Consider the following 22,716-nt stretch of genomic DNA (forward strand, 5'->3'; position numbering starts at 1 on the left):
TGGCCCACACTCCTCTCTTCAAATAGCGACAAGGAATCTAGCCTCGGCCAGCCGACACCGTCATCACCTCTCGAGAGCAGTCACGATCGAAACTCGAGAGACCGCGTACTCGAGCGATACAACCCGACGACCGCGTTCGAGAGGCATTGAGCACCGCTCACCGGCGGGTGTGGTAGTGACTGACACCGACCAAGACCGAATGACGGGCGAAAGACGCGCGTCAGACGCTCCATAACGCTTATTCGCGCAGGACCGGGTTGTAGTATCAATGGCCGGGTTAGACGACGTGTTCGGGGATATCTTTGCGAGTGTCGATGCCGTCGTGCTCTTTTCGCCGAGCGGCTCGTACTATGAGCGATTCACGGCCGTCGATGATCTCGACGTCGTCGTCATTGGAACCGAAAACGCCGTCGGCGCGGAGACGTTCGTCGAGCTTCCCCTCGAGTTCGGGGAGATCACCGATCTGATCCGCTTCGGCCTCGAGGGGGCCTTAGAACAGGGCGTGATCGAGGACGGTGACGACCTCGCGTGTGCGACGAGCGTCTTCAGCGACGAGATCGATACGGTCTCTCGCGTCCGTGCGGACGCGGAGACGCAGACGGGGATCTACGATCTGTTCGTCAAGTCCCGGGCGGATCCGGAGGTCGTCAAGGCGGTCCTCGAGCTGGCGATCGAACTGGGCAAGAAGGGGCAGAAGGGCAAGCCCGTGGGTGCGCTGTTCGTCGTCGGCGACGCGGGGAAGGTGATGAACAAGTCGCGGCCGCTCTCTTACAACCCCTTCGAGAAGTCTCACGTCCACGTCGGCGACCCGATCGTGAACGTCATGCTGAAGGAGTTCTCGCGGCTCGACGGCGCGTTCATCATCTCCGATGCGGGGAAGATCGTTTCGGCGTATCGCTACCTCGAGCCGTCCGCAGAGGGGATCGACATTCCGAAGGGACTGGGTGCGCGACACATGTCCGGCGCTGCGATCACGCGGGACACGAACGCGATTTCGATCGTCCTCTCCGAGAGCGACGGTCTCGTCCGGGCGTTCAAGGCCGGTGAACTCATCCTGGAGGTCGATCCGGAGGCGTACTGATATGGTAGAGTGGCAGCCGTTCCTCAACGAACCGGCCGTCATAGCGGCGGCGGTACTGGCGCTTGGCCTCGTCGTCGGCTATCTCGTCGGTCGGCTCAACGAGGAGTTGCTCTCGGCCTCGGGCGTGCCGGAGGCCGTCGAGGGGACTCCCTTCGAGCGGACGGCCCAGTCGATCGGCACGTCGACGGTCGAGATCGTCGCGCGGCTGAGCTCGTGGTTCATCTACGGGATCGCGGTGTTGACCGCGATCCATATCGCACAGTTGTTGGACACGGACGCCTTCTGGCTTCGCGTCACGGAATTCATCCCGCAGTTGTTCATCGCCGTCCTCGTGCTCATTCTCGGGTTCATCGTCGCGGACAAGTCCGAACTGATCGTCAGCGAGTATCTCCGGGGCGTCAAGCTCCCCGAGGTGTCGGTCATCCCGAAGCTCGTCAAGTACTCCGTCCTCTACGTCACGTTCATCATCGCGCTCGGGCAGGTCGGCGTCCACGTGCTGGCGCTGTTGATCCTGCTGACGGTCTACGCCGTCGGCGTCGTCATCGTCGGCACCGTCGCGTTCAAGGACTTCCTCGTCTCGAGCGCCGCCGGCATCTATCTGCTGCTCAACCAGCCCTACGGGATCGGCGACGAGATCCGGATCGGCGATCAGACGGGGATCGTCCAGGAGGTCGACCTCTTCGTCACCAAGATCGAGGACGATTCCGAGGAGTACATCGTCCCGAACCGGAAGGTCTTCGAGGACGGCATCATCCGGATGCGAGACTAACGCGGTCGGAGCAGAGCGGCTACTCGAGCGATAAGCCGGCGTGCCAGCGGTCGACGCCGGCCTCGCGTTTGACGGCGTCCATTTTCGCGAGGAGGTGGGTCGCGAGCGTCGCGGTCTCGGCGGCGCGGGACTCGCCCTCGGTGCGGAACTCGCCGGTCTCGCGGTTGGCGTAGACGGTACAGACCGCGCCCGCCCGGAGACCGTACAGGTTCGCGAGCGTCAGGATGGCGCTGGCCTCCATCTCGATGTTTTTGACGTTCGCCGCTGCGAGATCGTCGACCAGGTCGTCGGCTCCGGCGGCCTCGAACCCGTCGAAGCCGGGGCGTCCCTGGCCGGCGTAGAAGGAGTCCGAACTCATCGTGACGCCGGTGTGGTAGTCGTATCCGAGTCGCTCCGCCGCGGCGATCAGCGCCGAGACGACCTCGTGGTCCGCGGCGGCCGGGTAGTCCTCCCGGACGTACTCCTCGCTGGTCCCCTCCTGGCGGACCGCGCCGGTGGTGATGACCAGATCGCCGACGTCCATCTCGGGCTGGATTGCGCCACAGGAGCCGACCCGAACGAACGCGTCGACGCCGACGCGGGCCAGTTCCTCGACGGCGATCGCGGCGGAGGGGCTGCCGATACCGGTCGAGGTGACCGAGATCGGCGTTCCCTCGTACGATCCCGTCGCCGTCCGGTACTCACGGTGGTGGGCTCGGATCTCGTGATCGTCCCAGAAGGCGACGATCTTCTCGAGCCGCTCGGGATTCCCCGGGAGCAGCACGGTGTCCGCTACGTCCTCCGGACCGACCTCGAGGTGATACTGGACGTCGGCGTTCGGGTCTTCGCTGTCGTCGATATCGTCGCCGGTCATTCGGTCCTGCGGTTCGGTCCGGCGCGGTATATAACTGCAGGGCGCCCGTAGCGAAGGTATGGCTGACGCAGACGACCACGAGACCGCGAGGGCCGACGAGAGCGGCGATACCGTCGGGAGCGAGGACGCTGACGGAAGTAGTGGATGCCTCACCGACACCTACGTCGCCGCGATCCAGCACGAACTGGTCGATCTGCCCGCCGATGCGACCCGGATCGGCGTCGTCCGGAAACCCACGTCGTGGTTTCACGGCACTGTCGACGAGAACCTGCCCGAACTCGGCCCGCCAGCGGACCTACTCGAGACGTTCCGCCAGCGCGAGGAGGACATGAAGATGCAGGGCCTCTGCGAGGAGGGCGCCCACAACGCCGCGTGGGACGAGGTGGGATTCGAGGACGCGTATCGGGAGCACCTCGAGGAGTCAGCCGACGCGCAGGCGGCGATCGACGACCTCGAGTCGCGCTTGGCCGCGGGCGAGTCGCTGGCGCTGGTCTGTTTCGAGAACACCGAGAAGAAGCGGTGCCACCGGACGGTTCTCCGGGACGTGCTCTCGGACGGATCTTCGGAGTGATCGCGGCGAGCGGATCGACGGCCGTGTTTATCTTCCGTGATGAGAAACCGAACCGTATGATCAAGAGTCCGCGGCTCTTCGGCGCGTTATTTCTGCTATTTCTCGGCTACTACGCCGTCAAATCGGGCTCGTTGGCGCTCATCCTCTTCGTCGGACTCGTCCCCGCGCTACTGCTGGCGCAGGTGATACTGGCCCGTCCCGAATCGGACAGCAGCGAGTGACAGCCCCCGGTCTCACACTCTTACTCGACTATTCGAGCGTGTCCTGTGAGATCGTGTTCGGCAGGAGTTCGCCGAGGGTGTACTCGGTCACCTCGTCGTCCCCGTCGTCACAGAGCACGACGAGGTCGTCGTCGCAGAACTCGGAGAGGGTCTGGCGACACATGCCACAGGGGGTGACGCCGTCGCGGCGGTTCGAACTCACGGCGAGTCGCGAGAACTCGCGGTGGCCGTTCTTGACCGCCTCGGCGATCGCGACCTCCTCGGCGTGGAGGCTGTTGCTGTAGTTCGCGTTCTCGAGGTTGCAGCCGACGAAGACCTCGCCGTCTTCGGTCTCGAGGGCGGCACCGACCCGGTAGTCAGAGTAAGGGACGTGCGCACGGTCCTGGACGTCTCGAGCGGCGTCGATCAAGTCGTTCACGGGGATCGATTCGGCGAGGGGCCACCAAAGGATGTCGACTGCTCACCGACTCTTTTCGACCGCGGTCTCGATGACTGCGCGCGCTTCGGCGACGAGTTCGTCGACCGATTCGCTCTCGGCGTAGAGGCGCACGTAAGGTTCGGTGCCGCTCGGCCGGACGAGCAGCCAGGAGGCGTCCTCGAACTCGAGGCGGACGCCGTAGTCCGTGTCGACCGCCGCGTCCGGGAACGCCTCGGGGAGGTCCCTCTCGAGGGCGGCCATGGCGTCGGCTTTCGTGTCGTCCGGGCACTCGACGCTGACCTTTCGGTAGGGACGTTCGGTGACCGGTTCCCGGAGTCGAGCCGTGCTGCCGGCGTCGGCGACGAGTGCGGCGACGACGGCGGCGCTGGCGACGCCGTCGATCCAGCCGCCGAAGGCGGTGTGAATGTGTTTCCAGGGTTCGGCGGCGAAGACGATCTCCGTGTCGTCGCTTCCGGCGACGCGCTCGCGGGCGATTCCCTCGTGGAGCGCTCCCAGTCGGACGCGTTCGACTCGCCCGCCGGCCGCTCGGACCCGTTCGTCGATCCGAGCCGAGGCGTTGGGCGTCGTGACGACGACGGGATCGCCGGCGTCGCTCGCCGCCGTGTAGTGGGCCGCGACGACTGCGAGGACGGTGTCCTCGTGGATGACCTCGCCGTCGGGACCGAGGACGACGAGTCGGTCGGCGTCGCCGTCGTGAGCCAGCCCGAGATCGAAGTCGGTACTCGCGGGTCCACCGTCCCGTGGTGGCGTAGCGCGACCGTTTTCTGCGCTCCTCGTCCCGTCAGAGGCGCGTCGCGCTTCGCTCCCGTCCGCGAGGAAGTCAATGAACTCCGAGAGCGTCTCGGGTGTCGGTTTGCTCCCGCGCCCGGGGAAGTGGCCGTCGACGGAGGCGTTGACCGCGACGACCGTCCCGCCGAGGCGCTCGAGGACCTGCGGGGTCGCGAGCGCGCCGACGCCGTTCCCGCAGTCGACGGCGATCCGGAGCCCCTCGAGAGGGCCGCTCGAGGCCGACTCCCCGTCGGTTTCGATCTGATCACCGAACTGATCCCGAACGTATCCCTCGACGGCGGACCGATACTGATCGAGCACGTCGAGACGCTCGGCGTCGCCCCACTCGTCCCAGCGGGCGAGCCCGGCGTCGTCGCTCGCGACTCGATCGTCGATAGTCCGTTCGGCGTCGCTGTCGTACTCGACGCCGTCCGCGAAGAGTTTGATGCCGTTGTCCTCGGGCGGGTTGTGGCTCGCGGTGAGCATCACGCCCCGTCGCCCCTGCGAGGCGAAGGCGAGCGCCGGCGTCGGTACCTGCCCGATGCGGCGGACATCCGCGCCGGCGCTCTCGAGGCCGGCCTCCATCGCTGCGGCGAGCGCCGGGCCCGTCTCCCGACCGTCGCGACCGACGACGACCGTTTCCCCGGGTTCGCCCGCGGCCTGGCCGACGGCGAGCGCCAGCGACGGCGATACGTCCTCGACTGGACCGCGGATCCCTGCGGTCCCAAAGAGCGTCATATCCACCCGTTCCGCGAGGAACCACTTAGAAACATTGCACTCGCCGCTGTCCCGACGCGAACGCCCGTCTCGGCCGACAGAAACAGCTATTCGGCGGGCAAGTCGTCGATCAGCACGACTGCCTCGCCGTCGATCACGGTCGCGTCGTCGTCCTCGTCACGGACGAGCGTCTCGAGTCGGTACTGCTCGTTGCCGAGGTCTTCGACGATTTCGACGCGGGCCGATACCCGGTCGCCGATCCCGACGGGGCCGCTGAACTCGAGGTCCTGGGAGAGATAGATGGTGAGTCCGGGGAGTCGGGCCAGGGCGGCGCTGATGAGTCCGGAGACGAGGGTCCCGTGGACAATGCGCTCGCCGAAGCGGGTCTCGGACGCGAAGTCATCGTCGAGGTGGAGCCGGTTCGTGTCGCCGCTGACGGCGGCGAACGCCTTGACGTCCGCGTCGGTGAGCGCCTTTTCGAAGGTGACGGTGTCGCCGACGCTGATCCCCTCCGGATCGTCGACGGTGCGATCGAACTGCCAGTCGAGGTCGGAGTAGTCGACCGACGGAATCGGCGGGGCGATCCTGTTGGTCTCCGCGTCTGAGTCGCCGTTGGTCGGCGGAAGCATCGCGGAGACGGCCGCACGGTTCGCCGCGGTCGCCGTTCGAAGAAAGCCTCGCGTCATAGCCGACCACGCGTTCGTCATGGCAGCGAGGTTATCTTCGCCAGCGTTCTGGTGGGACATCTATGAGCGGCTAGGCGTGGTGTGTATATGACTTCTTTGGCTTGTCCAAGAGCGTTTTACCGGTTAAATAATTCGGTAATTGCCTATTAGATGGCCTATACTGTGCGATTCTCCCGCTTTAACTGAACTGTCACGTTCACAATTCGGTCCCGATCATCGTTCATTCTACCGGACGGTCCGGTGGACTGATCCAAACCGTACCATCTCATGGCATTAGATGGCATCTAGTGGAAAGGCTTATTATGTCCGCGATCCAATGTACTGTTGATGACGGACGACTCCGACCGATCGACCTGGTTTCCGCCTGCGATGTTCACAGAGCAGATGCAGGAAGCGGGCGAGCAGGTCGCCGAATCCCAGCAGGAGATGATGAAACAGTTGCTGCAGGCCACGTCGGCGAACCCGCTCGAGAACACGTCGGCCTTCGGGCCCATGAACATGGGCACCGCGACGTTCAAGGCCCGTGTCCAGAGCGGCGGTCGGATCAGCATTCCCGGACCCGAACGGGAGGCCCTCGACATCGAGGAGGGCGATATCGTCCAGACGATCGTCGTCCCCGTCAAACGCGACCGAGAGGATCAATCATGACTCAGAACCCATTCACCGCAGTACTCGACGCACAGCGCACCGCACTCGAACAGTCCCAGAGCCTGACCCACGACGCCCTCGAGGCACAGCAGACCTCGATCAGCGCCTTCGCTGACGCCATCGAGACCTCGAGCTCGCTCGCCGAATCCAACGCCGAGCTGACCAAGGGCGCAATTCACGCCTACTTCGACGCCCTCGAGGCGTCCCTGCCCGAGGAGGCAGCCGACTTCGCCGAACTCCGCGAGCTCGTCGACGACGGCTTCGACTCGGCCACCGAGGCCCAGTCGCAGTCGATCGACGCCTACCTCGAAGCGCTCGAGGAGTCGGAAGTCGCCTATGAGGAGTTCGCCCAGAGCTACGCTGAGGTCGTCGACACCTCCTTCGACGCGGCCCTCGAGGCCCACGAGCAGGTCGAGGAGAACGTCGACGTCGTCGCCGAAAACGTCGAAGAGGCCGCCGACGAGTTCGACGTCTCGGCGTAAATCCGGGCTCAGCTTTTTTATCGTACACCGACAATTTTCACCCATGTCAGATTCACAACCCCCGATGCAAGACTGGAACGCGTTCGCCGAACAGTGGAACGAGCAGTTTCTCGAGGCGCTCGAGGACAATATGGAAGCCCAGGCGCAGTTCGTCGAGAGCTGGTCCGAGACCGTCGGCGAGGTCAGCGAGGACAACGAGATCTCCGACGGCGTCGAGGGATACGCCCGCGCCTACGAGACGTGGATGAACGCCTCCCAGCAGATGGTCGACCGGATGAACGACCAGCTCGAGGGCGAGGACGTCGACGTCGAGGAGTTCCGTGACATCTGGCTGAACACTGCCAACGAGGCGTTCAAGGACGTCATGTCGACGACCGCCTTCGCCAAGATGACCGGCGAGACCGTCGGCGATGTCCTCGAGATGCAACAGCAGGCCGACGAGGCCGCTCAGGAGACGCTCCGCTCGCTCGGCTTCGCGACCCAGGACGACGTCGTCGAGATCGGTGACCGCCTCGTCGAACTCGAGCGTCGCCAGCACGACGTCGAGCGGAAACTCGACCGCGTTCTCGACCACCTCGAAGACGAGTCATGAACAACCCCTTCGCAACCACACTGAACATGCAACGGCAGGCCTGGGAGGCGACCGCCGACCTGGCCGAGAAGACCCGAATCGCCCCCGATCGAACCGAGACCGTCGAGAACATCGAGGTCGGACAGACGCCCAGTGAGGTCGTCTACGAGGAGAACAAGCTCGAACTCCTCCACTACGAGCCGATGACGGAGGAGCAACACGACATCCCCATCCTCATCGTCTACGCGCTGATCAACAAGCCGTACATCCTCGATCTCCAGCCCGACCGCTCGGTCGTCCAGACGCTGCTCGAGGCCGGCTTCGACGTCTACCTGATCGACTGGGGCGAACCCTCGAAACTGGATCGGTCGCTGTCGATCGACGACTACGTCAACCGGTATATCGACAACTGCGTCGACGTCGTCCGCGAGCGCTCCGGACAGGACTCGATCAACATCCTCGGCTACTGCATGGGTGGCACGAAGTCGGCCATGTACGCCTCGCTGTATCCCGAGAAAGTCGAGAACCTGGCGCTGATGGCCTCGGGACTGTGCTTCGACGACAGCGGTGGCGTGCTCGAGCTCTGGGGCGGCGAGGAGTACTACGACCCCGAAGTAGTCACCGAAACGTTCGATAACGTCCCCGCCGGATTCTTAGACGTCGGCTTCGCGCTGATGGACCCCATCGCGAACAACGTGACGAAGTACGTCCGGTTCTACGACAACATGGAGGACGAGGACTTCGTCGAGAACTTCGCCCGGATGGAGCGCTGGCTCGACGAGGGCATCGACATGGCCGGCGAGGCCTACGAGGAGTTCATCCGCGATATCTACCAAGACAACCAGCTCTACGAGAACGAACTCTACCTGGGCGGCGAACACGTCGACATCAGTAACATCGACATGCCCGTCCTCCAGATCGTCGCAGAGTACGACCACCTCATCCCGCCGGAGGCCTCGAAACCGTTCAACGACGTGATCGCCTCCGACGACACCGAGATCCTCGAGTTCGCGACGGGCCACATCGGGATGTCCGTCTCCTCGCGGAGCCACGACGAACTCTGGCCACAGGTTTCCGAGTGGTTCGAGGAGCGCTCGAACGGTACTGAGACCGGATCCGAACCGGAGACGCCCGAACCCGAGGCGGCGGATGCCGCTCTCGCCGAGGACGTCGAAGGCGACGAGTCGGGCACCGACGACCTCGCGGACGGCGGCTCGAGCGTGGAGATCGACTCGAGTCCCGACTCCAACGCGGACCTCGACGTCGAGACGACCGACCGTTCGGACGAGGAAATCGCCGAGCGCGGCGAAGACGATATCCAGGAAGAACCGGCAGAGCCCGGCGAGATGACCGTCGACGAGGACGTCGTCGAAGAAGTCGCAGGCGAGGAGGCCGCGTCCGAAATCGAGTCCGAGACCGACGATCTCACCGATCTCCGGGGCGTCGGTCAGGCGTACGCCGAAGATCTCACTGCGGCCGGTATCGAGACCTTCGACCAGCTCGCCGCAGTCGACGTCGCCGAACTCGCCACCGAGACCGGCATCTCGCCGAGCCGACTCGAGGACTGGATCGAACAGGCCCAGGAGCGGTAGGCCGGTTCACTCTCGGTCCAGTCAACGGTCTCGACGGGACGGAACCGCGATCGCTTCCGATTGATATCGACGATCGAATTCGATCGGCGGTGACTGAGGCCGAGGGATCTCGACCGTCGAGCCGAACTGGGTCACCGTTGCGCTTCGAACGCCTCGAGCCCGCGCCGGAACGCCTCGGTGTGGACGCCGTATTCCGAGCGCCGGTCCTCGAGAACGGTAGCGTACCGCTCGACGTCCTCGTCCGGGAGATCAGCGGCGAGTACGCACTCGACGTAGCCGTCGAGGGCCGTTCGGAGGGTCGTCGCGTAGTGATCGTACGCGGCGTCGATGCGCTCCGCGTTGTCGTCGACGGCCTCGAACAGCGCGCGGTAGACGGTCGCGGCGGCGAGATACCGCTCTCGAGTGCGATACCGTTGGGCGAGGTCGAAGAAGTGCGAGAAGTCGATGGCGCTCGTAACGAGGGAATCGTCTCGAGCGTGTCGGTCGAACAGCGTCTCGACTGCCGTACGGTACTCGTCGATCGATCGATGCTCTTCCCCGAACCGTGCGAGGAACTGCTCGCGGAGAGTCGGGTTCTCGGCGAGCGCGTCTCGGACGAACGCCCGCAGGTCGTCGGGCGGGACTGCACCGAGTACCGCGTCGACGCGCTCGCTCTCGACCTCTGGCGGATCGCAAACGACGTCTAGGAGTACCGCGACGATGTGCTTGCACTCACCTGGGCCCGTATACGGACACGAACACCGCGCATCGATATCGTCTCCGTCAAACTCGACGACGACGTCGTACACGTCGGAGCCGCGGACCACGGCCGTGACGAGATCGTCGAACCGGTCGAGTCGCCGGAGTCGACCGTCGTCGTAATAGCTCTGTCCGCGTTCGAACACAGGGTCGGTACAGCGCTCTCGAACGGACGCTTCGTCGAGATTCATGATCGTTATCGGTCGGGTTCTAGCGCTACCGATGTCCTCGTCCGGTACTCGAGAGCTTCAACGCCAAACGTTCGTCGGAGAGACACCACCGAATCGATATCCGACAACCGGTTTTCGCGTGGTCGGTAGCCGTGGGTCTCCCCCTCGAGCAGTTTTCGGCGGTCTCCAATCGAGACGGCCTCGCGGCGACGTTCGAAGACGACACCCGTTCACGGATGGACTCGAGCAGCGTATTACTACCGGCACCAGCCCCGAATTCGTCGCCGTACCGAACGAGTTACACCACGGACTCACAGGACGACGGTTTCGAGTCCCTCGAGGGCCTCGAACCCCTCGAAGTCCGGGTCCCCGGAGTAGAGCGTGTGACAGTCGTCGTGGATCGCTGCGGTCGCGAGGTGGATCGCATCGGCGTAGGAGAGTTCCCGTTCACCGGGCTCGTAGTACTCGAATCGGAGTTCGGCCGCGTACTCTCCGATGTCGTCGATCAGCGGGATACTCTCAATGTGTTCGTAGTCGCGGATCGCTCGAATCGCTTCGTCCGCCGTCGCCTCGTCTTCGACGCTCCGAATTCGATACGAGACCTCCGCGAGAACGGTCGGAGCGATGAGCCCGCCTTCGTCGGCCGAGTTGGCTCGTTCGATGGTTGCCTCCGCGGTGGCCGCGTCCTCGCCGTCGAAAACGAACTCCAGCCACACCCACGAGTCGAGGAAGATCACGACTGTTCCTCGCGACGATCGTGCGAACTCCACGTGGCCTTCGATTCCCGACGCATCTTCTCGAGGTCGACATCGTGTCTTGAGAGCGTCTTCTGGACATCGCGAAGCCGTTCCATCGCCGGCCTTTTCGGTCGGATTTCGAGTCCACCATCGTCGCCGAGCACGAACTCGACCTCTGTCCCTTCCTCGAGCTCGAGTCTGTCGCGGATCCGCTTCGGAATGGTGACCTGCCCTTTGCTCGTGATCGTCGCGTCTTCGGTAACAGGCATGTCCTTACTACATCTGCGTAGGTCTTACCTATGTACTTTCTCCTTACACCGGGATGGCGGCGGTGACGAGTGAGTGTTCCCGTCGAGCGTACCGACGAACGTCGAACCTCTACGGGAGCGTAGGTTCCTCCCAACCGTTCATAGCGAGATCCGAGACTCGAGCGAAGCGACGTGGAACTCGGTATCAGGCGATCCGCGATCGAGAACGGGATGGAATATCCCGCCAAGAATTTTCATTCCGTCAGGGGCCGATGAGGTAGTCATGAAAGAACCGCGCCCGGAACTGACGGCGAACGACGAACGCGCGGACGCCCCGGACTTCGATGGGCTAGTGACTCCCGCGGAGGTCGTTCGCAGTGGTCGAACGCGCAATGACTTCTTCGACGCGGTTCTCGGACTGGACGGACCGGCGACGGCGAGTGACGTCGTCGACCGCGCCGGTCACGGGGTGGACGCAGCGAGGGAGTACCTGGAGTGGTTCGAGCGAATGGGAATCGTCACGCGAGTCACCGAGTCACCGGCGACGTACGAACGGAACCAAGAGTATCTGAACTGGCGTCGCGTCCAGCGGCTGCAGGAGCGGTACGCCACCGACGAATTCCTTGACTACCTGCAGACGGAGACGGATCGCGACAAAGACTACGCTGAGATGTTCGGCGTCGAATCCCCGAACGCGGTTTCGATCGCGGCGCACGCGTCGACGACCGATCGCTCGGTGGAAGCGGTCTGGGAAGACGTTTCCGCGTGGAAGACGACCCGTCGCCGAATCGCCCTCATCGAACCGGCACTGACGTCCGGATCCGGTGACTCTGCCGAAGAACGGACCGCTGTATGACCGATCGGAGCGGCAGGACGGGGGTTCCCGACGACGGTAGCGGTGCGCCGGTCGATTTCGATCGACTCGACGGTGTTGTTGACCGGCTGGCTACTGACGAGCGCTTCGATCGAATCGAGGACCAACCCCCGTTCACACCGGATCGATTGGTGTGCGTCTACGATTCGGGCTTCTACCCGAGTAGCATTCGGACGGCCCATCTGGAAATCGTCTGGTTCGAGAATGACGATTTCTCGCTCCATTACCCTCAGGGTCAAGCTCCAAGGCGCTCGCCCTGTTCGACCTGTAGATCGATTCACTCTCGGTTAGTCAGCGGTCTCAATGTCTGCTCGAGGTTCATGTTTTGATCTGTTTTCCTCCCGTTGCTCGTCGCTACTCGAGTCAGTGAACGGAAATCGTCGGTATATTTGATCCGTAACCGGTTTTCTCGTCTCTAGTCGATCGCCATCCGTCGGGTTATTATCGCTGCAACAATACTGATAACTAACAGGTCGTTATTTACCATCGGACGTTGAATGTGTGACTCATGTCCATGGATGGTCGCACCTGCGTTATCACGGGCTCGGCGAAGGGGATCGGTCGCGGTATTGCCGAGTACCTCGGTGAAGAGGGGGCGAACGTCGTTATCAACTACCGGACCTCTGAGGGCGAGGCCTACGAGGCCGTCGACGCTATCGAGTCAACCGGCGGTTCGGCCGTCGCGGCACAGGCCGATATCTCCGACCGCGCGGACGTCGAAAACCTGGTCGAAGTCTGCCACGAAGCCTTCGGCCCCGCCGACGTTCTGGTGAACAACGCCGGCATCACGGCCGACAAGCAGTTCACCGAGATGTCCCGGGAGGAGTGGGACCGCGTGATGGACGTCAACCTCGGCGGCATGTTCAACTGCACCCAGCTGTTCTACGACGACATCTGGAACGCCGATGAAGGTCGACTGATCAATATCTCGAGCGTCGTCGGCAAACAGGGCAACTACGGCCAGGCCAACTACGCCGCCGCGAAAAGCGGGATGTTCGGCTTTACGCGAACCATCGCCCTCGAACTCGCCAAGGGCGGCTCGACGGCCAACTGCGTCGCCCCCGGCTTCACCGCCACCGACATGGTCAAGAGCGTCCCCGACGAGGTCCTCGACCGGATTATCGCGGGGATCCCGCTCGAGCGACTGGCCGAAGTCGAGGACATCGCTGCAGTAGTCCGATTCCTCGCGAGCGAGGACTCGTCGTACGTGACCGGTGAAGTGATCGACGTCAACGGCGGGATGGACCTCTAAGTCTGACTCGAGCGTCGATCTTTCTGGAAAAGTAGTATCTCTATGACGTGAGCTAGCTAATAGCGAGCAGTGTGTGAACGCGAGTTATCGCTGTTCGTCGCCCAGTCTGCTGCTCTCCTCTTCGGTTCGTGTTTTACTCGGCGGCGGCTCCGGTGGTTCGAACGTTGCGATGAGAAGCTTGACTGCTCGCATCTCGAGAAGGTCCTCGAGACTCCGCCGCGAACGAAGTCCGAGAGTCGCCAAGACGGCGGCAGTGAGATGAACTCCGAACAGCGGGAGATTGAGCGAGCCGCTGAGTCCCAGCATGATGAGCGAGATCGCGACGGTGGGGAGTATGAAAACGCTCACTGCTGCGAGCGGTCGGTCACGAACGGCGTTCCCGACTCGAGTCGCGACCTCGGTGATGGAAGACGTCGGCATCGCGCCCGTTGCGCCATCCAGTACGCGATCGAGGATATTGATGAACGGACCGATCGCTTTGGTCTCACGGAGATCGATGACGATAACGTCCGGCTCTGGCTCCGTCGTCAGCCATCGATAGCCAAAGGACGACGTCGCGTACCGGTAGAGCGTCTCCCCCAGGGCTGTGATTTGCGCGTTCGAGGCGACTGCTTGTACTCGCGTACTCGTGGCCGTTATCGTGGATCGAAGCGCCGATCCGTTCGCGATCGTCTCGAGTACTGACGGCGATGGCGTAGCGGTCGTCTCTTCAGGTTCGGAGCCGTGAGAGTCGCTTTGCCAGCGAGAGAGTGAGCCCAGCCGCGAGCGGTCGAGAGCCGTCCGCATTCGCTCGGCTGCCTTCCGTCCGGCCCGGACGACCACCGATCCATTGCGTGCGTTGGTGCTCATGTGATCGCTGTTACTCCATCTGTGTGACCGTTCCGCTGACGGTCGTCGTCCCGAAGTCGAGGACCACGCTATCACCGGTCCGGAGTGAGTCACCGTGGAAGCGCACACCGGTGTCAGTCTGTCGTGTTTGCAACTCGACGGAAAGCGTGACATCCTCGTTCTTCGGATGCTCGCGGAGGAAGATCTCCCCGCTTTCGCTTTCAAGGACGGTATCTGCCGCCTCAGTGTCGACTGACTGGACCGTCACCAACGTCTCACCACGGACGGTCTCGGTCATGCCCGCGCTGAACTCGTCCGCGACCTCGGGGCGGATATTCTCGACTTTGACCTCGGCGTTGACCGTCGTCGAATTGCCGATTTCTTGATCGGACCCTCGTCGGACGACTTCGCCGTTGAGATCGTAGCCGTCAGGGCTCAAGCTGATCTGGCTCCCGACGGTGACTGTCTGGCCACCGTAGGTCGGCATCGATCCTTGCTGGTGAGTGTTGAGTTCGGTCCCGACGAGCGCCCGATACTGATCGCCACCGATCGGGTACAACTGGACGTTCGTTATCGTCGCCGTGGTATACGGGCCGAGCGTGACGGTATCGTTTTCGCTGATTTCGTCCGCCGTCCGCTCCGAGATCGTCGACTCGATCAAGACCGGCGTCTCGTCGACCGCGAGGGACGATCCGTCGGGCTCAAGGCTAGTCAGACGACCGGTTGCGGTGTAGTCGTCGGTCTCGATCGCGAGTTCCGTCCCGAGGCGAAGACGTTCGCCAGCGTATTCGAAGACCGGTTCGTCTCTATCTTCAATCTCGACGGTCTGGCCGTTTATTTCCGCACGGACCGTCACCTGTGATTGGTTTCCGCCTCCGCCGTCCATTGCGGGTGTGACATAGACGTCGGTCACCGTGAGATTGTGCGAAGAGCCGTCGACCCTGACGGTATCGCCTTCGCTGACGCGATCGGCGACGTAGTCGGGCTGCCCGCCGAGGTCGACAGTGGCGTATCTGGTTTCGGGTTCGCCGTTGCCAAGCACCCCGACGAACGCGATCCCTGCGACGAGGACGGCAAGCAGGAGGACAACTGCGAGAGCGTCGATGACGTTGACGACGCCGAAGAGATTGCCCTCGTCGTCGATCAGCGGCATAACTCACTCCGGAAGTTCATAAACCAGAGAGTCGGGGCCGGGACTATAGTTATTGTTATGTTCCTGCTCTCGTCACTTCCGGAGACGGTGCTCGGGATTGGCTACTGAGAGAATTCCTTGAGGCAGCGGCTACGATTCTTCTTTCGGCCGAGCGTCACTCCCGTGCTCGCCGGATCGTATCACGTACCGATCGATGCCAGCGACGATTCCTGCAATGAGTCCGACAGAGATGAGAACGACGGGATCCGACGAGACGTACAGACTCGGCGTCGGATGACGCGCCCACGTAACTGGGTAGAGCCACATACCGGCGTCACCGTCGGCGTAAGCTTTGACTCCATCAATGAGGAGATGTGAGAGCGTGCCTGCAAACAAGGCAGCGAACACCTGCTGATTTCGATCGGCAACGACCATCGCGCCGACCCCGGAAAGGACGATCGCGCCGCCGAGCGTCGATATCGCATCGAACTCGAGCGAAACGCCGACGATCGCCTCGAGTGCTCCTTCGGACACGATGAGTGTTACACGGTTGAGATCCGGGAGAATCGACCCGATTATCATTACAGCCGTCCAGTGACTCGGTATCGGTCGGTACCATCCCGCAACCGTACAGGCGACGTATGCGAGCAGGACGTGTGTGAGGAGATCAGCCACGATCGCTCCCCTCGATTTGAGTTTCGGGTTCGGCGTTCTCGACGGCTCTCGGCTCGAAGGCAAACTCGCGGAGGTTGACCCGCCACTGTCGGAGGAAGTATCCGATCGCGAGGAGGAGACCGACGACCGACGCACCGAGTTTGTACGCGGTCGCGTCTGGACCCCGATTCACGACTACTGTTCGGTCCGCCCGTAGTACTGTTTCGGACTCGAGGGTACCGTATACCTGCATAACACCCCCCGGTTTCACATCACTATCGACGCCACGGACCTCGAGTTCGGCCGCAACCTCATCGCTGTCATCCATCACATGAATGGTGGCCGTCTTCGCATCGCTATCAACGGTTCGAACCTCACCGAACAGGAGCAGGCGGTCGCCAACGAACGGCTCGAGTCCCTGTTCCTGAATCTGATCGCCAGTCGGATGTGGCCAGTTCTCATCGTAGGCCGCATCGTAGTGGACACAGAGCCCGCCGAGAACGACGAGCAACGCGGCAACGATGATGAGCCTGCTACCGGGACGCATTCAGGCTCTCCTCACACGGCGGCTTTTTGATCGTATCGGTCCCCTAGCGAGACTCGGTTCCTAGTCTGTGTTGGAGATCAGAACTCGTCACTCGAGGAAGCGGGGAGGGAGCTGGACTGACGTCGGAAACCGGACAGTGCGAGTGCGACGCCGGCTCCGACAGCGTTGCTCGCAGCGTCGGCCAACGTGGCGATGCGGTCGGGACGGAACACTTGATCGATCTCCATCACTGCTCCGTAGCCGACTGTGATGCAGAATACCAACAGGGCCGTTTGGACGATAGCCATCTCATGGTCTCTGAGAGCATACTTGAGACTAAGAGCAAGTCCCCCGTAAGCGATTCCGTGACGAATGTCGAGCCAGGCGAACCCGGGGTCGCTTATGACTGCTGCTCGTATGACTCCGGCTTCGGTTACCATCGCCTCGAGCGGCAGTGCGATCGATGGTGGCGTCGCGACGATCGACCAGTAGCAGATGAGGCCAGCGACGACAGCGGCCGGAGTCCATCGGAGAGGCGACCGGAAACGTAGTAACACCGGCAGTGCGTTGGCTGTCGTTCAGGATAGTATGGCAGTCGCTGGTATCCAGACAGGTATCGGTTACTCAAGGAACTGTGAGTAGTTCTCGACCGCTCCCGATTTCACTCCGCCGCGATCAGGACGAACGGACGAGCGGATCGTACCACTTCTGATTATCGCGGTACCAATCGATGAACTTCGAAACCCCTTGTCGAATGTCGACAGTGGATTCGTAGCCGATGATCTCGTTTGCCTTCGAGATGTCGGCGTGAGTGTGTTCGGCGTCGCCCTCGCGGGCCTCGTCGAACTCAATTTCGAGGGTCGGATTGATTTCATCGCGGACAACTTCTGCGAGCGTGAGAATATCGATGTTGTCCGTCGACCCGACGTTACAGATCTCACCGTCGGCGCTGTCGTCCTCGAGAAGTTGTTCGTTGACTCGAACGAGATCACCGATATAGGTGAAATCGCGTGTCTGCGTTCCGTCGCCATAGATCACGGGCGGTTCGCCGTGGAGACACCGCGAGACGAAGTTGGTCATCGCCATGTTCGGGCGCATCCGCGGACCGTAGACGGTGAAGTAGCGCAATGCGACAGTCGGAAGGCCGTAGATTTCGTTGTAAACGCGCGCGCGTACTGCTCGCTCGCGAGTTTCGACACGCCGTAGGGTGAGACAGGATTCGTCGGATGTGCCTCGTCGTAGGGCAGATACTCCGGCTTACCGTACACGGACGAGGACGAGGCGAGGACGAACCGCTCGAGCTCGGTTGCTCGTGCGGCCTCAAGGAGATTCATCGTTCCGTCGACGTTGTACTCGTTGACTTTTTACGGCTGTTCGACGCTCGTTCGAATCCCCCGCCTGAGCTGCCTGATGATAGACGATATCGGTGTCCGCAACGAGGTCGGTAACTAATTCGGCGTCAGTAATTGATCCCTCGACGAGTTTGTAGGTTGCACCGGATTCCGCTGCCGCTGTTCGGCCGGCGTCGACGTTTCGGTCTTTGATTCCGAGATCATAATACGGCTCGAAGTTATCGAGTACCGTAACGTCGTGTCCGCGTCGTGCAACAGCCTCCGCGATGTGGCCGCGATAAAACCGCCACTGCCGGTGACGAGAACCTTCATTGGCTACTCGAAATCAGGGTCACTACAAAAGCGATGCGCATCTTCAGTAAAATACCTGTTTTCGACTTTATTTACACGTTCAGGATCCCTTTTGAATTGGAGGTAGAGTCTAACCGAGACAGCTCGGCCATAAGCGGTATATGATAGTATATCAGCACACTAGTTGTTTCAAAGCATATATGGGAGTGTAGTTCCCTCCCCTTATTCGATGCTAACTGGGTGGCGGTATCGAGTTGCGAGCGCGACGGGGACGGCCTGTCTCATCGTCACCGCTGTACTCGCTGCCAATCACTCGTTTTCTCAGTCTACGTTCACGACGGCTGTTCCCGTGTTTAATCGGTTGAATCCGACCGTCCTCAGCGGATCGTCGCTCCGGTGGGCGCTGGTGCTGAGCGTCCTCATGATCGCGGGTTCGAGTTGGCCGCTATACAAGCCTCGGCCCCGACGCATTCTCGATACAGTCTTCCTCGTCCAGAAGCGCGTTCTCGTCGGCGGACTCGCGCTGGCGACGCTCGGCTACTTTCAGTGGTCACATCGCCTGCCGCGAGCAACCCTCGTGATGATCGTCGGATTCCTTGCAATCACCCTTCCCAGCTGGTTCCTCCTGATTCGAGGCCGACCTACCGACACTGACGGGCGTACGCTAGTCGTCGGAGACGATCCGAACCAGATCGAGCGTGTTATCCCAGCTATCGATGCCCCCATGATCGGCTACCTCTGTCCGACGATCACCGACGTTCGAAATGAATTGCGGAGCATATCGGATACAGACGACGAAGCGATCGCCGACGGCGGTGTCGAACTCCAACATGATGGAATCGCCGAACTTGAGGATGGGACAAATCCATCTGACTCTCTCACTGCATTATCTCGCCTCGGCGGTCTCTCACGACTCGAGGACGTTCTCGTCGAGTACGACATCGACACCGTCGTTCTAGCGTTTCAACAGGCCGATCGCGCAGAGTTCTTTGGAGCGCTGGACGCCTGTCACGAACACGGCGTGAACGCGAAGGTCCACCGGGAGTACGCTGACAGTGTGCTGGTCTCCGAGGGCGACATCGGGAAGCTCGTGGACGTGGACCTTGAGCCCTGGGATCCGCTGGATCACCTGTTCAAGCGGGTCTTCGACATCGTGTTTGCGGTGGCTGCGCTCATGGTACTCGCACCTGTTATCGCCGCGGTTTCAGTAGCAATCAAACTCGAGGACGGGGGCTCTATCTTATACCAGCAGGACCGGACTGCGGTCTTCGGCGAATCGTTCCCTGTGTATAAGTTCCGGAGCATGATCGAGAACGCGGAGTCCGAGACGGGTGCCAAGATCAGCGAGGAAGACGCGGGGGATGTAGACCCCCGTGTGACACGTGTCGGTCGCGTCCTGCGGAAGACGCATCTGGACGAAATCCCCCAACTCTGGTCAATCCTCAACGGCGATATGAGCGTCGTCGGTCCGCGACCCGAGCGACCGGAACTTGATACCGAGATTCAGAACGATGGCATCGACTGGAGCAAACGCTGGTTCATCAAACCGGGGCTGACGGGACTTGCTCAGATCAACGACGTTACCGGACATGAATCCGCGAAGAAGCTCCGGTATGATCTCGAGTACGTCCGCAGTCAGTCGTTCTGGTTCGACGTCACGATCGTGATCCGACAGATCTGGAAAGTGTTATCCGATGTTAGGGACTTCGCTTCGGACGAATGAGTTCTACTGACGATCCCCCATCGATTTCCGGGAAACGGATTCTCGTGACTGGTGGGGCTGGATTTATCGGGAGCAATATCGCTGACACGCTTATTTCCGATAACGACGTTCGAATCCTCGATAACCTCTCGAGCGGCTCTCGATCGAACGTCCCTGAGGGAGCCACGTTGATCGAGGGCGATATCAGGAACGATGACGATCTCGAGCGGGCGACTGAGAGCGTCGACATCATTTTTCATCAGGCGGCGTTAGTCAGCGTCGAAGAGTCAGTAGAGTATCCTGAGTTAACCCACGATATCAACGTCACTGCAACGGTGAAGGTACTCGAACACGCGCGGCGGGAATCGGCGCGTATAGTGTTCGCCTCGAGTGCTGCTGTATACGGGCAGCCGGAATCGATGCCGATCTCCGAGGACCATCCGACGAATCCCACGTCACCATATGGCCTCTCGAAGCTCGCTGCCGAGCAGTATATTCAACTGTATATGGATCTGTACAACCTTGAGGCCATCGTGCTTCGGTACTTTAACGTCTATGGTCCAGGGCAGATGAGCAGCGATTACAGCGCCGTTATCAGTGCTTTTGTCAAGCAAGCGGCAAATGGGAACCCTATCACAGTCGAAGGTGACGGATCACAGACCCGAGATTTCGTTCACATTCGTGATGTCGTACAGGCAAACCTGCTGGCTGCAAAGTCTGAAGCCTCTGGAGTGTTCAACGTCGGAACTGGTGAAAGTGTATCGATTCTTAAACTAGCGGAAACCATTCATACAGTCGCTGATTCAGACTCGGAAATCGTCCATGTGGATGCTCGTTCAGAAGATATCGGCCGTAGTCGAGCCAATATCACACAGATTAAATTGACGCTTGATTTTCAACCATCTGTTTCGCTCTATGAGGGCTTAGATGACGTCATAGTAGAGAACTAATATTCCATAGGGATCTTATATTTGTGGTTTCTTACACACAATAATATAATTAATAATAAGAAAATTGATATCATATTGCTCGTGTCGTAAAATGCCGATTACAGAGTTTTTCAAAATGCTGAGCACGGATTACAAGCACACCGTGAACGCGATAGGTTTATTGGAAGTAGGCCGACGTGTGCTGGTAGCTGATGTACTGTTGGGAATTTGCGAATGAACCGCGAGCCCTAAGAGTCGCTAGATTATCTGTTTAAGCGATTTTTCGATGTCGTATTCACGACTAGCGTTCACACCGCTGATACTAGTAATTGTCATTGTGATCAAATTGGACAATTTGGAGCCGATATTCTACAGTCAAGTTCGAACGGTTGGCTTCGGAAAACATTTTCGTTTATAATTTTTGTGCTAATAGACTATGAAGGCGAGTCAGTGATGTCGATTGAATACAAAGAGAACGATTGGCTTACGCGGGTTGTTGCTGTAGAAGACGACTCTGAACGAAATGCTGTAGGAGCGATTGATCTTCGTAGGCGATATAAGCATTGTCTGCCTTTGTGCTCTTTGGACAGTGAAGGAGATGCTACCCAAGCAAAATATGCCGGCGTGGGCAAGTGATATTCCGTAAAAACTGGATTAACAGAGACAGGGCTGTCCAGATTAACAATCCGAAGAGTGCTGATTCGAACGCGAAGTTGCGCCACAACTTGAGTACATCCGCCGGCAATCCTTCTAGGTTGACATGATGATCGTAATCCGACAAGTGTGGGAAGACCCATATAATACCCAAAAGTAAACCTAAATATTGATAAAAATAAATTTTAAATTTAATATATAGTATTAATTATTATTTGTGTATATTAGAGTGATGATAATATAGTTGATAAATAATAGACTTTGAGAGGAGCCTACAGAAAGCGATTGAGTGATATGGCAAGCAGCGAAATGGGATAAATCAATGAGAATAAGCATTATCACTCCAGTATATAACGAACCCAGGATCAGGGATACACTAGAGTCAATTCGATCCCAAAACAGTGTTTCGAATCTCGAAACTATCGTAGTTGACGGTAACTCAACTGACGAGACGACCGCTATTTTGCAGGAAAACAGCGATTGGATTGATATCCTTATCAGTGAACCAGATGAAGGCATCTATGATGCGATGAATAAGGGGATCAATCACGCTACTGGCGATGTAATCGGAATTCTGAATGCTGATGATCGATACAATGGACCAAATGTTTTGCATAGCGTACTGGAAACATTCCAGAGTAGCGAGGTCGAACTCTGTTATGGTGATTTAGTGTACGTTGATGACGATGATACAGTCGTTAGATACTGGGAGAGTGGGGAATACCATCCGAGACGCTTTCATTTTGGCTGGATGCCTCCTCATCCGACTGTTTTTGTACGCCGAGACGTATACGAACAATACGGGACATTTGATTGTGACTTTGGAATCGCTGCCGACTACGAGTTCCTTTTACGTATTTTATTGAAAGAAGGTGTTTCAGCAGTGTATCTTGATGATACCTTAGTCAGGATGGCAACTGGCGGAGTAAGCAATACATCGGCTAATAATATCTTTCAAGCAAATTCAGAAGTCTATAAAGCCTGGAAGAAACACGGCCTCCGTGGTGGTCTACATGTTCCAATAGTGAAACCACTACGGAAGATTTTCCAGTACGGTCTTCTGGCATAGATCATCTCTATCATCATGTTTAACGCAGAAGTACAGGAAAGGATACACTCAAATATGAGTAATATAGCGTGCACCTATGTGTGTTTTCCAGATTGTGTCATGAAAACACCACAGTACCAGCAGTAAGCATCTATCTCAACTCTAGATCGTTTTGCGACATGG

28 protein-coding genes are annotated in these 22,716 nt (G+C 59.8%); 13 read left to right on the forward strand and 15 right to left on the reverse strand.

Annotation, left to right across the window (positions count from 1 at the left end):
* The first annotated feature begins 268 nt into the window (after positions 1–268).
* The gene (gene dacZ / locus LDH66_RS04235) at positions 269–1,081 is read left to right on the forward strand and encodes a diadenylate cyclase DacZ (protein WP_226479822.1); all 813 of its coding nucleotides are present in this window, start codon (positions 269–271) and stop codon (positions 1,079–1,081) included.
* Position 1,082: 1 nt separating this feature from the next.
* Positions 1,083–1,850, forward strand: coding sequence for a mechanosensitive ion channel family protein (locus LDH66_RS04240; RefSeq protein WP_226479823.1), 768 nt, complete (start codon positions 1,083–1,085; stop codon positions 1,848–1,850).
* A 19-nt stretch (positions 1,851–1,869) separates the two neighbouring features.
* Here the strand turns inward: LDH66_RS04240 and LDH66_RS04245 are convergent, their stop codons facing one another.
* Positions 1,870–2,703: a nucleoside phosphorylase gene (locus tag LDH66_RS04245; protein WP_226479824.1), complete on the reverse strand. Its 834-nt coding sequence runs from the start codon at positions 2,701–2,703 to the stop codon at positions 1,870–1,872.
* 58 nt (positions 2,704–2,761) lie between these two features.
* Between LDH66_RS04245 and LDH66_RS04250 the strand changes: the two genes are divergently transcribed.
* Together LDH66_RS04250 and LDH66_RS04255 are read left to right on the forward strand one after the other, a co-directional pair.
* Entirely contained in the window at positions 2,762–3,274 is a 513-nt protein-coding gene (locus LDH66_RS04250) for a DUF488 domain-containing protein (protein ID WP_226479825.1), read from the forward strand.
* 56 nt (positions 3,275–3,330) lie between these two features.
* Positions 3,331–3,495 carry a hypothetical protein gene (locus tag LDH66_RS04255; RefSeq protein ID WP_226479826.1) on the forward strand — a complete coding sequence of 55 codons (165 nt, stop codon included), beginning with the start codon at positions 3,331–3,333 and terminating at the stop codon, positions 3,493–3,495.
* A gap of 28 nt (positions 3,496–3,523) precedes the next feature.
* Here the strand turns inward: LDH66_RS04255 and cdd are convergent, their stop codons facing one another.
* The 3 genes from cdd to LDH66_RS04270 form a co-directional block, all read right to left on the reverse strand.
* Positions 3,524–3,913, reverse strand: coding sequence for a cytidine deaminase (gene cdd / locus LDH66_RS04260; protein ID WP_226479827.1), 390 nt, complete (start codon positions 3,911–3,913; stop codon positions 3,524–3,526).
* Positions 3,914–3,955: 42 nt separating this feature from the next.
* Positions 3,956–5,440: a phosphohexomutase domain-containing protein gene (locus LDH66_RS04265; RefSeq protein WP_226479828.1), complete on the reverse strand. Its 1,485-nt coding sequence runs from the start codon at positions 5,438–5,440 to the stop codon at positions 3,956–3,958.
* 86 nt (positions 5,441–5,526) lie between these two features.
* On the reverse strand, positions 5,527–6,165 hold the full coding sequence (locus tag LDH66_RS04270; RefSeq protein WP_226479829.1) for a MaoC family dehydratase: 639 nt from the start codon (positions 6,163–6,165) through the stop codon (positions 5,527–5,529).
* 267 nt (positions 6,166–6,432) lie between these two features.
* On the opposite strand from LDH66_RS04270, the gene LDH66_RS04275 reads away from it, so the two are divergent.
* Genes LDH66_RS04275 through phaC form a run of 4 tightly spaced genes read left to right on the forward strand, consistent with a single transcriptional unit; the run spans position 6,433 to position 9,398 of the window.
* Entirely contained in the window at positions 6,433–6,753 is a 321-nt protein-coding gene (locus tag LDH66_RS04275) for an AbrB/MazE/SpoVT family DNA-binding domain-containing protein (protein ID WP_226479830.1), read from the forward strand.
* A complete protein-coding gene (locus LDH66_RS04280) occupies positions 6,750–7,235 on the forward strand; it encodes a hypothetical protein (RefSeq protein WP_226479831.1) in 486 nt (161 codons plus the stop codon). The genes LDH66_RS04275 and LDH66_RS04280 overlap by 4 nt, the downstream gene beginning before the upstream one ends.
* 43 nt (positions 7,236–7,278) lie before the next feature.
* Positions 7,279–7,827, forward strand: a complete 549-nt coding sequence (locus LDH66_RS04285) for a poly(R)-hydroxyalkanoic acid synthase subunit PhaE (RefSeq protein ID WP_226479832.1) — start codon at positions 7,279–7,281, stop codon at positions 7,825–7,827.
* The gene (gene phaC, locus LDH66_RS04290; protein ID WP_226479833.1) at positions 7,824–9,398 is read left to right on the forward strand and encodes a class III poly(R)-hydroxyalkanoic acid synthase subunit PhaC; all 1,575 of its coding nucleotides are present in this window, start codon (positions 7,824–7,826) and stop codon (positions 9,396–9,398) included. The genes LDH66_RS04285 and phaC overlap by 4 nt, the downstream gene beginning before the upstream one ends.
* Before the next feature lie 131 nt (positions 9,399–9,529).
* Here the strand turns inward: phaC and LDH66_RS04295 are convergent, their stop codons facing one another.
* The 3 genes from LDH66_RS04295 to LDH66_RS04305 all read right to left on the reverse strand — a co-directional run bounded on the left by LDH66_RS04295 (position 9,530) and on the right by LDH66_RS04305 (position 11,312).
* On the reverse strand, positions 9,530–10,327 hold the full coding sequence (locus tag LDH66_RS04295; RefSeq protein WP_226479834.1) for an SWIM zinc finger family protein: 798 nt from the start codon (positions 10,325–10,327) through the stop codon (positions 9,530–9,532).
* 290 nt (positions 10,328–10,617) lie between these two features.
* Positions 10,618–11,043 carry a type II toxin-antitoxin system VapC family toxin gene (locus LDH66_RS04300; protein WP_226479835.1) on the reverse strand — a complete coding sequence of 142 codons (426 nt, stop codon included), beginning with the start codon at positions 11,041–11,043 and terminating at the stop codon, positions 10,618–10,620.
* A complete protein-coding gene (locus LDH66_RS04305) occupies positions 11,040–11,312 on the reverse strand; it encodes an AbrB/MazE/SpoVT family DNA-binding domain-containing protein (protein ID WP_226479836.1) in 273 nt (90 codons plus the stop codon). The genes LDH66_RS04300 and LDH66_RS04305 overlap by 4 nt, the downstream gene beginning before the upstream one ends.
* Positions 11,313–11,574: 262 nt before the next feature.
* Between LDH66_RS04305 and LDH66_RS04310 the strand changes: the two genes are divergently transcribed.
* On the forward strand, positions 11,575–12,147 hold the full coding sequence (locus LDH66_RS04310; RefSeq protein WP_226479837.1) for a DUF7342 family protein: 573 nt from the start codon (positions 11,575–11,577) through the stop codon (positions 12,145–12,147).
* Between the two features lie 526 nt (positions 12,148–12,673).
* Positions 12,674–13,417 (forward strand): beta-ketoacyl-ACP reductase, encoded by a 744-nt coding sequence (locus tag LDH66_RS04315; protein WP_226479838.1) that lies wholly within the window; start codon positions 12,674–12,676, stop codon positions 13,415–13,417.
* An 84-nt stretch (positions 13,418–13,501) separates the two neighbouring features.
* On the opposite strand, the gene LDH66_RS04320 is transcribed toward LDH66_RS04315, so the two are convergent.
* The 8 genes from LDH66_RS04320 to LDH66_RS23240 form a co-directional block, all read right to left on the reverse strand.
* A complete protein-coding gene (locus tag LDH66_RS04320) occupies positions 13,502–14,266 on the reverse strand; it encodes a hypothetical protein (protein ID WP_226479839.1) in 765 nt (254 codons plus the stop codon).
* A 10-nt stretch (positions 14,267–14,276) separates the two neighbouring features.
* Positions 14,277–15,398, reverse strand: coding sequence for a DUF4330 family protein (locus LDH66_RS04325; RefSeq protein ID WP_226479840.1), 1,122 nt, complete (start codon positions 15,396–15,398; stop codon positions 14,277–14,279).
* A gap of 129 nt (positions 15,399–15,527) precedes the next feature.
* Positions 15,528–16,052 (reverse strand): metal-dependent hydrolase, encoded by a 525-nt coding sequence (locus tag LDH66_RS04330; protein WP_226479841.1) that lies wholly within the window; start codon positions 16,050–16,052, stop codon positions 15,528–15,530.
* Positions 16,045–16,578 (reverse strand): OB-like fold-containing membrane protein, encoded by a 534-nt coding sequence (locus LDH66_RS04335; protein ID WP_226479842.1) that lies wholly within the window; start codon positions 16,576–16,578, stop codon positions 16,045–16,047. The genes LDH66_RS04330 and LDH66_RS04335 overlap by 8 nt, the downstream gene beginning before the upstream one ends.
* Positions 16,579–16,655: 77 nt before the next feature.
* On the reverse strand, positions 16,656–16,997 hold the full coding sequence (locus LDH66_RS23225; RefSeq protein ID WP_226479843.1) for a VanZ family protein: 342 nt from the start codon (positions 16,995–16,997) through the stop codon (positions 16,656–16,658).
* A gap of 235 nt (positions 16,998–17,232) precedes the next feature.
* Complete coding sequence (locus LDH66_RS23230) at positions 17,233–17,643, reverse strand: GDP-mannose 4,6-dehydratase (protein WP_425492885.1); 411 nt, start codon at positions 17,641–17,643, stop codon at positions 17,233–17,235.
* A complete protein-coding gene (locus LDH66_RS23235) occupies positions 17,634–17,891 on the reverse strand; it encodes a GDP-mannose 4,6-dehydratase (RefSeq protein ID WP_425492886.1) in 258 nt (85 codons plus the stop codon). Before LDH66_RS23235 ends, LDH66_RS23230 begins: the two co-directional genes overlap by 10 nt.
* Entirely contained in the window at positions 17,878–18,177 is a 300-nt protein-coding gene (locus LDH66_RS23240; protein ID WP_425492905.1) for an NAD-dependent epimerase/dehydratase family protein, read from the reverse strand. The genes LDH66_RS23235 and LDH66_RS23240 overlap by 14 nt, the downstream gene beginning before the upstream one ends.
* A 252-nt stretch (positions 18,178–18,429) precedes the next feature.
* On the opposite strand from LDH66_RS23240, the gene LDH66_RS04350 reads away from it, so the two are divergent.
* From LDH66_RS04350 to LDH66_RS04365, 3 genes are all read left to right on the forward strand, one after another.
* A complete protein-coding gene (locus LDH66_RS04350) occupies positions 18,430–19,923 on the forward strand; it encodes a sugar transferase (protein WP_226479844.1) in 1,494 nt (497 codons plus the stop codon).
* Positions 19,920–20,852 carry an NAD-dependent epimerase/dehydratase family protein gene (locus tag LDH66_RS04355; RefSeq protein WP_226479845.1) on the forward strand — a complete coding sequence of 311 codons (933 nt, stop codon included), beginning with the start codon at positions 19,920–19,922 and terminating at the stop codon, positions 20,850–20,852. Before LDH66_RS04350 ends, LDH66_RS04355 begins: the two co-directional genes overlap by 4 nt.
* Before the next feature lie 955 nt (positions 20,853–21,807).
* Positions 21,808–22,554 (forward strand): glycosyltransferase family 2 protein, encoded by a 747-nt coding sequence (locus LDH66_RS04365; RefSeq protein ID WP_226479847.1) that lies wholly within the window; start codon positions 21,808–21,810, stop codon positions 22,552–22,554.
* Positions 22,555–22,716 lie beyond the last annotated feature (162 nt).

Source organism: Natrinema amylolyticum, assembly GCF_020515625.1.
Taxonomy (GTDB): Archaea; Halobacteriota; Halobacteria; order Halobacteriales; family Natrialbaceae; genus Natrinema; species Natrinema amylolyticum.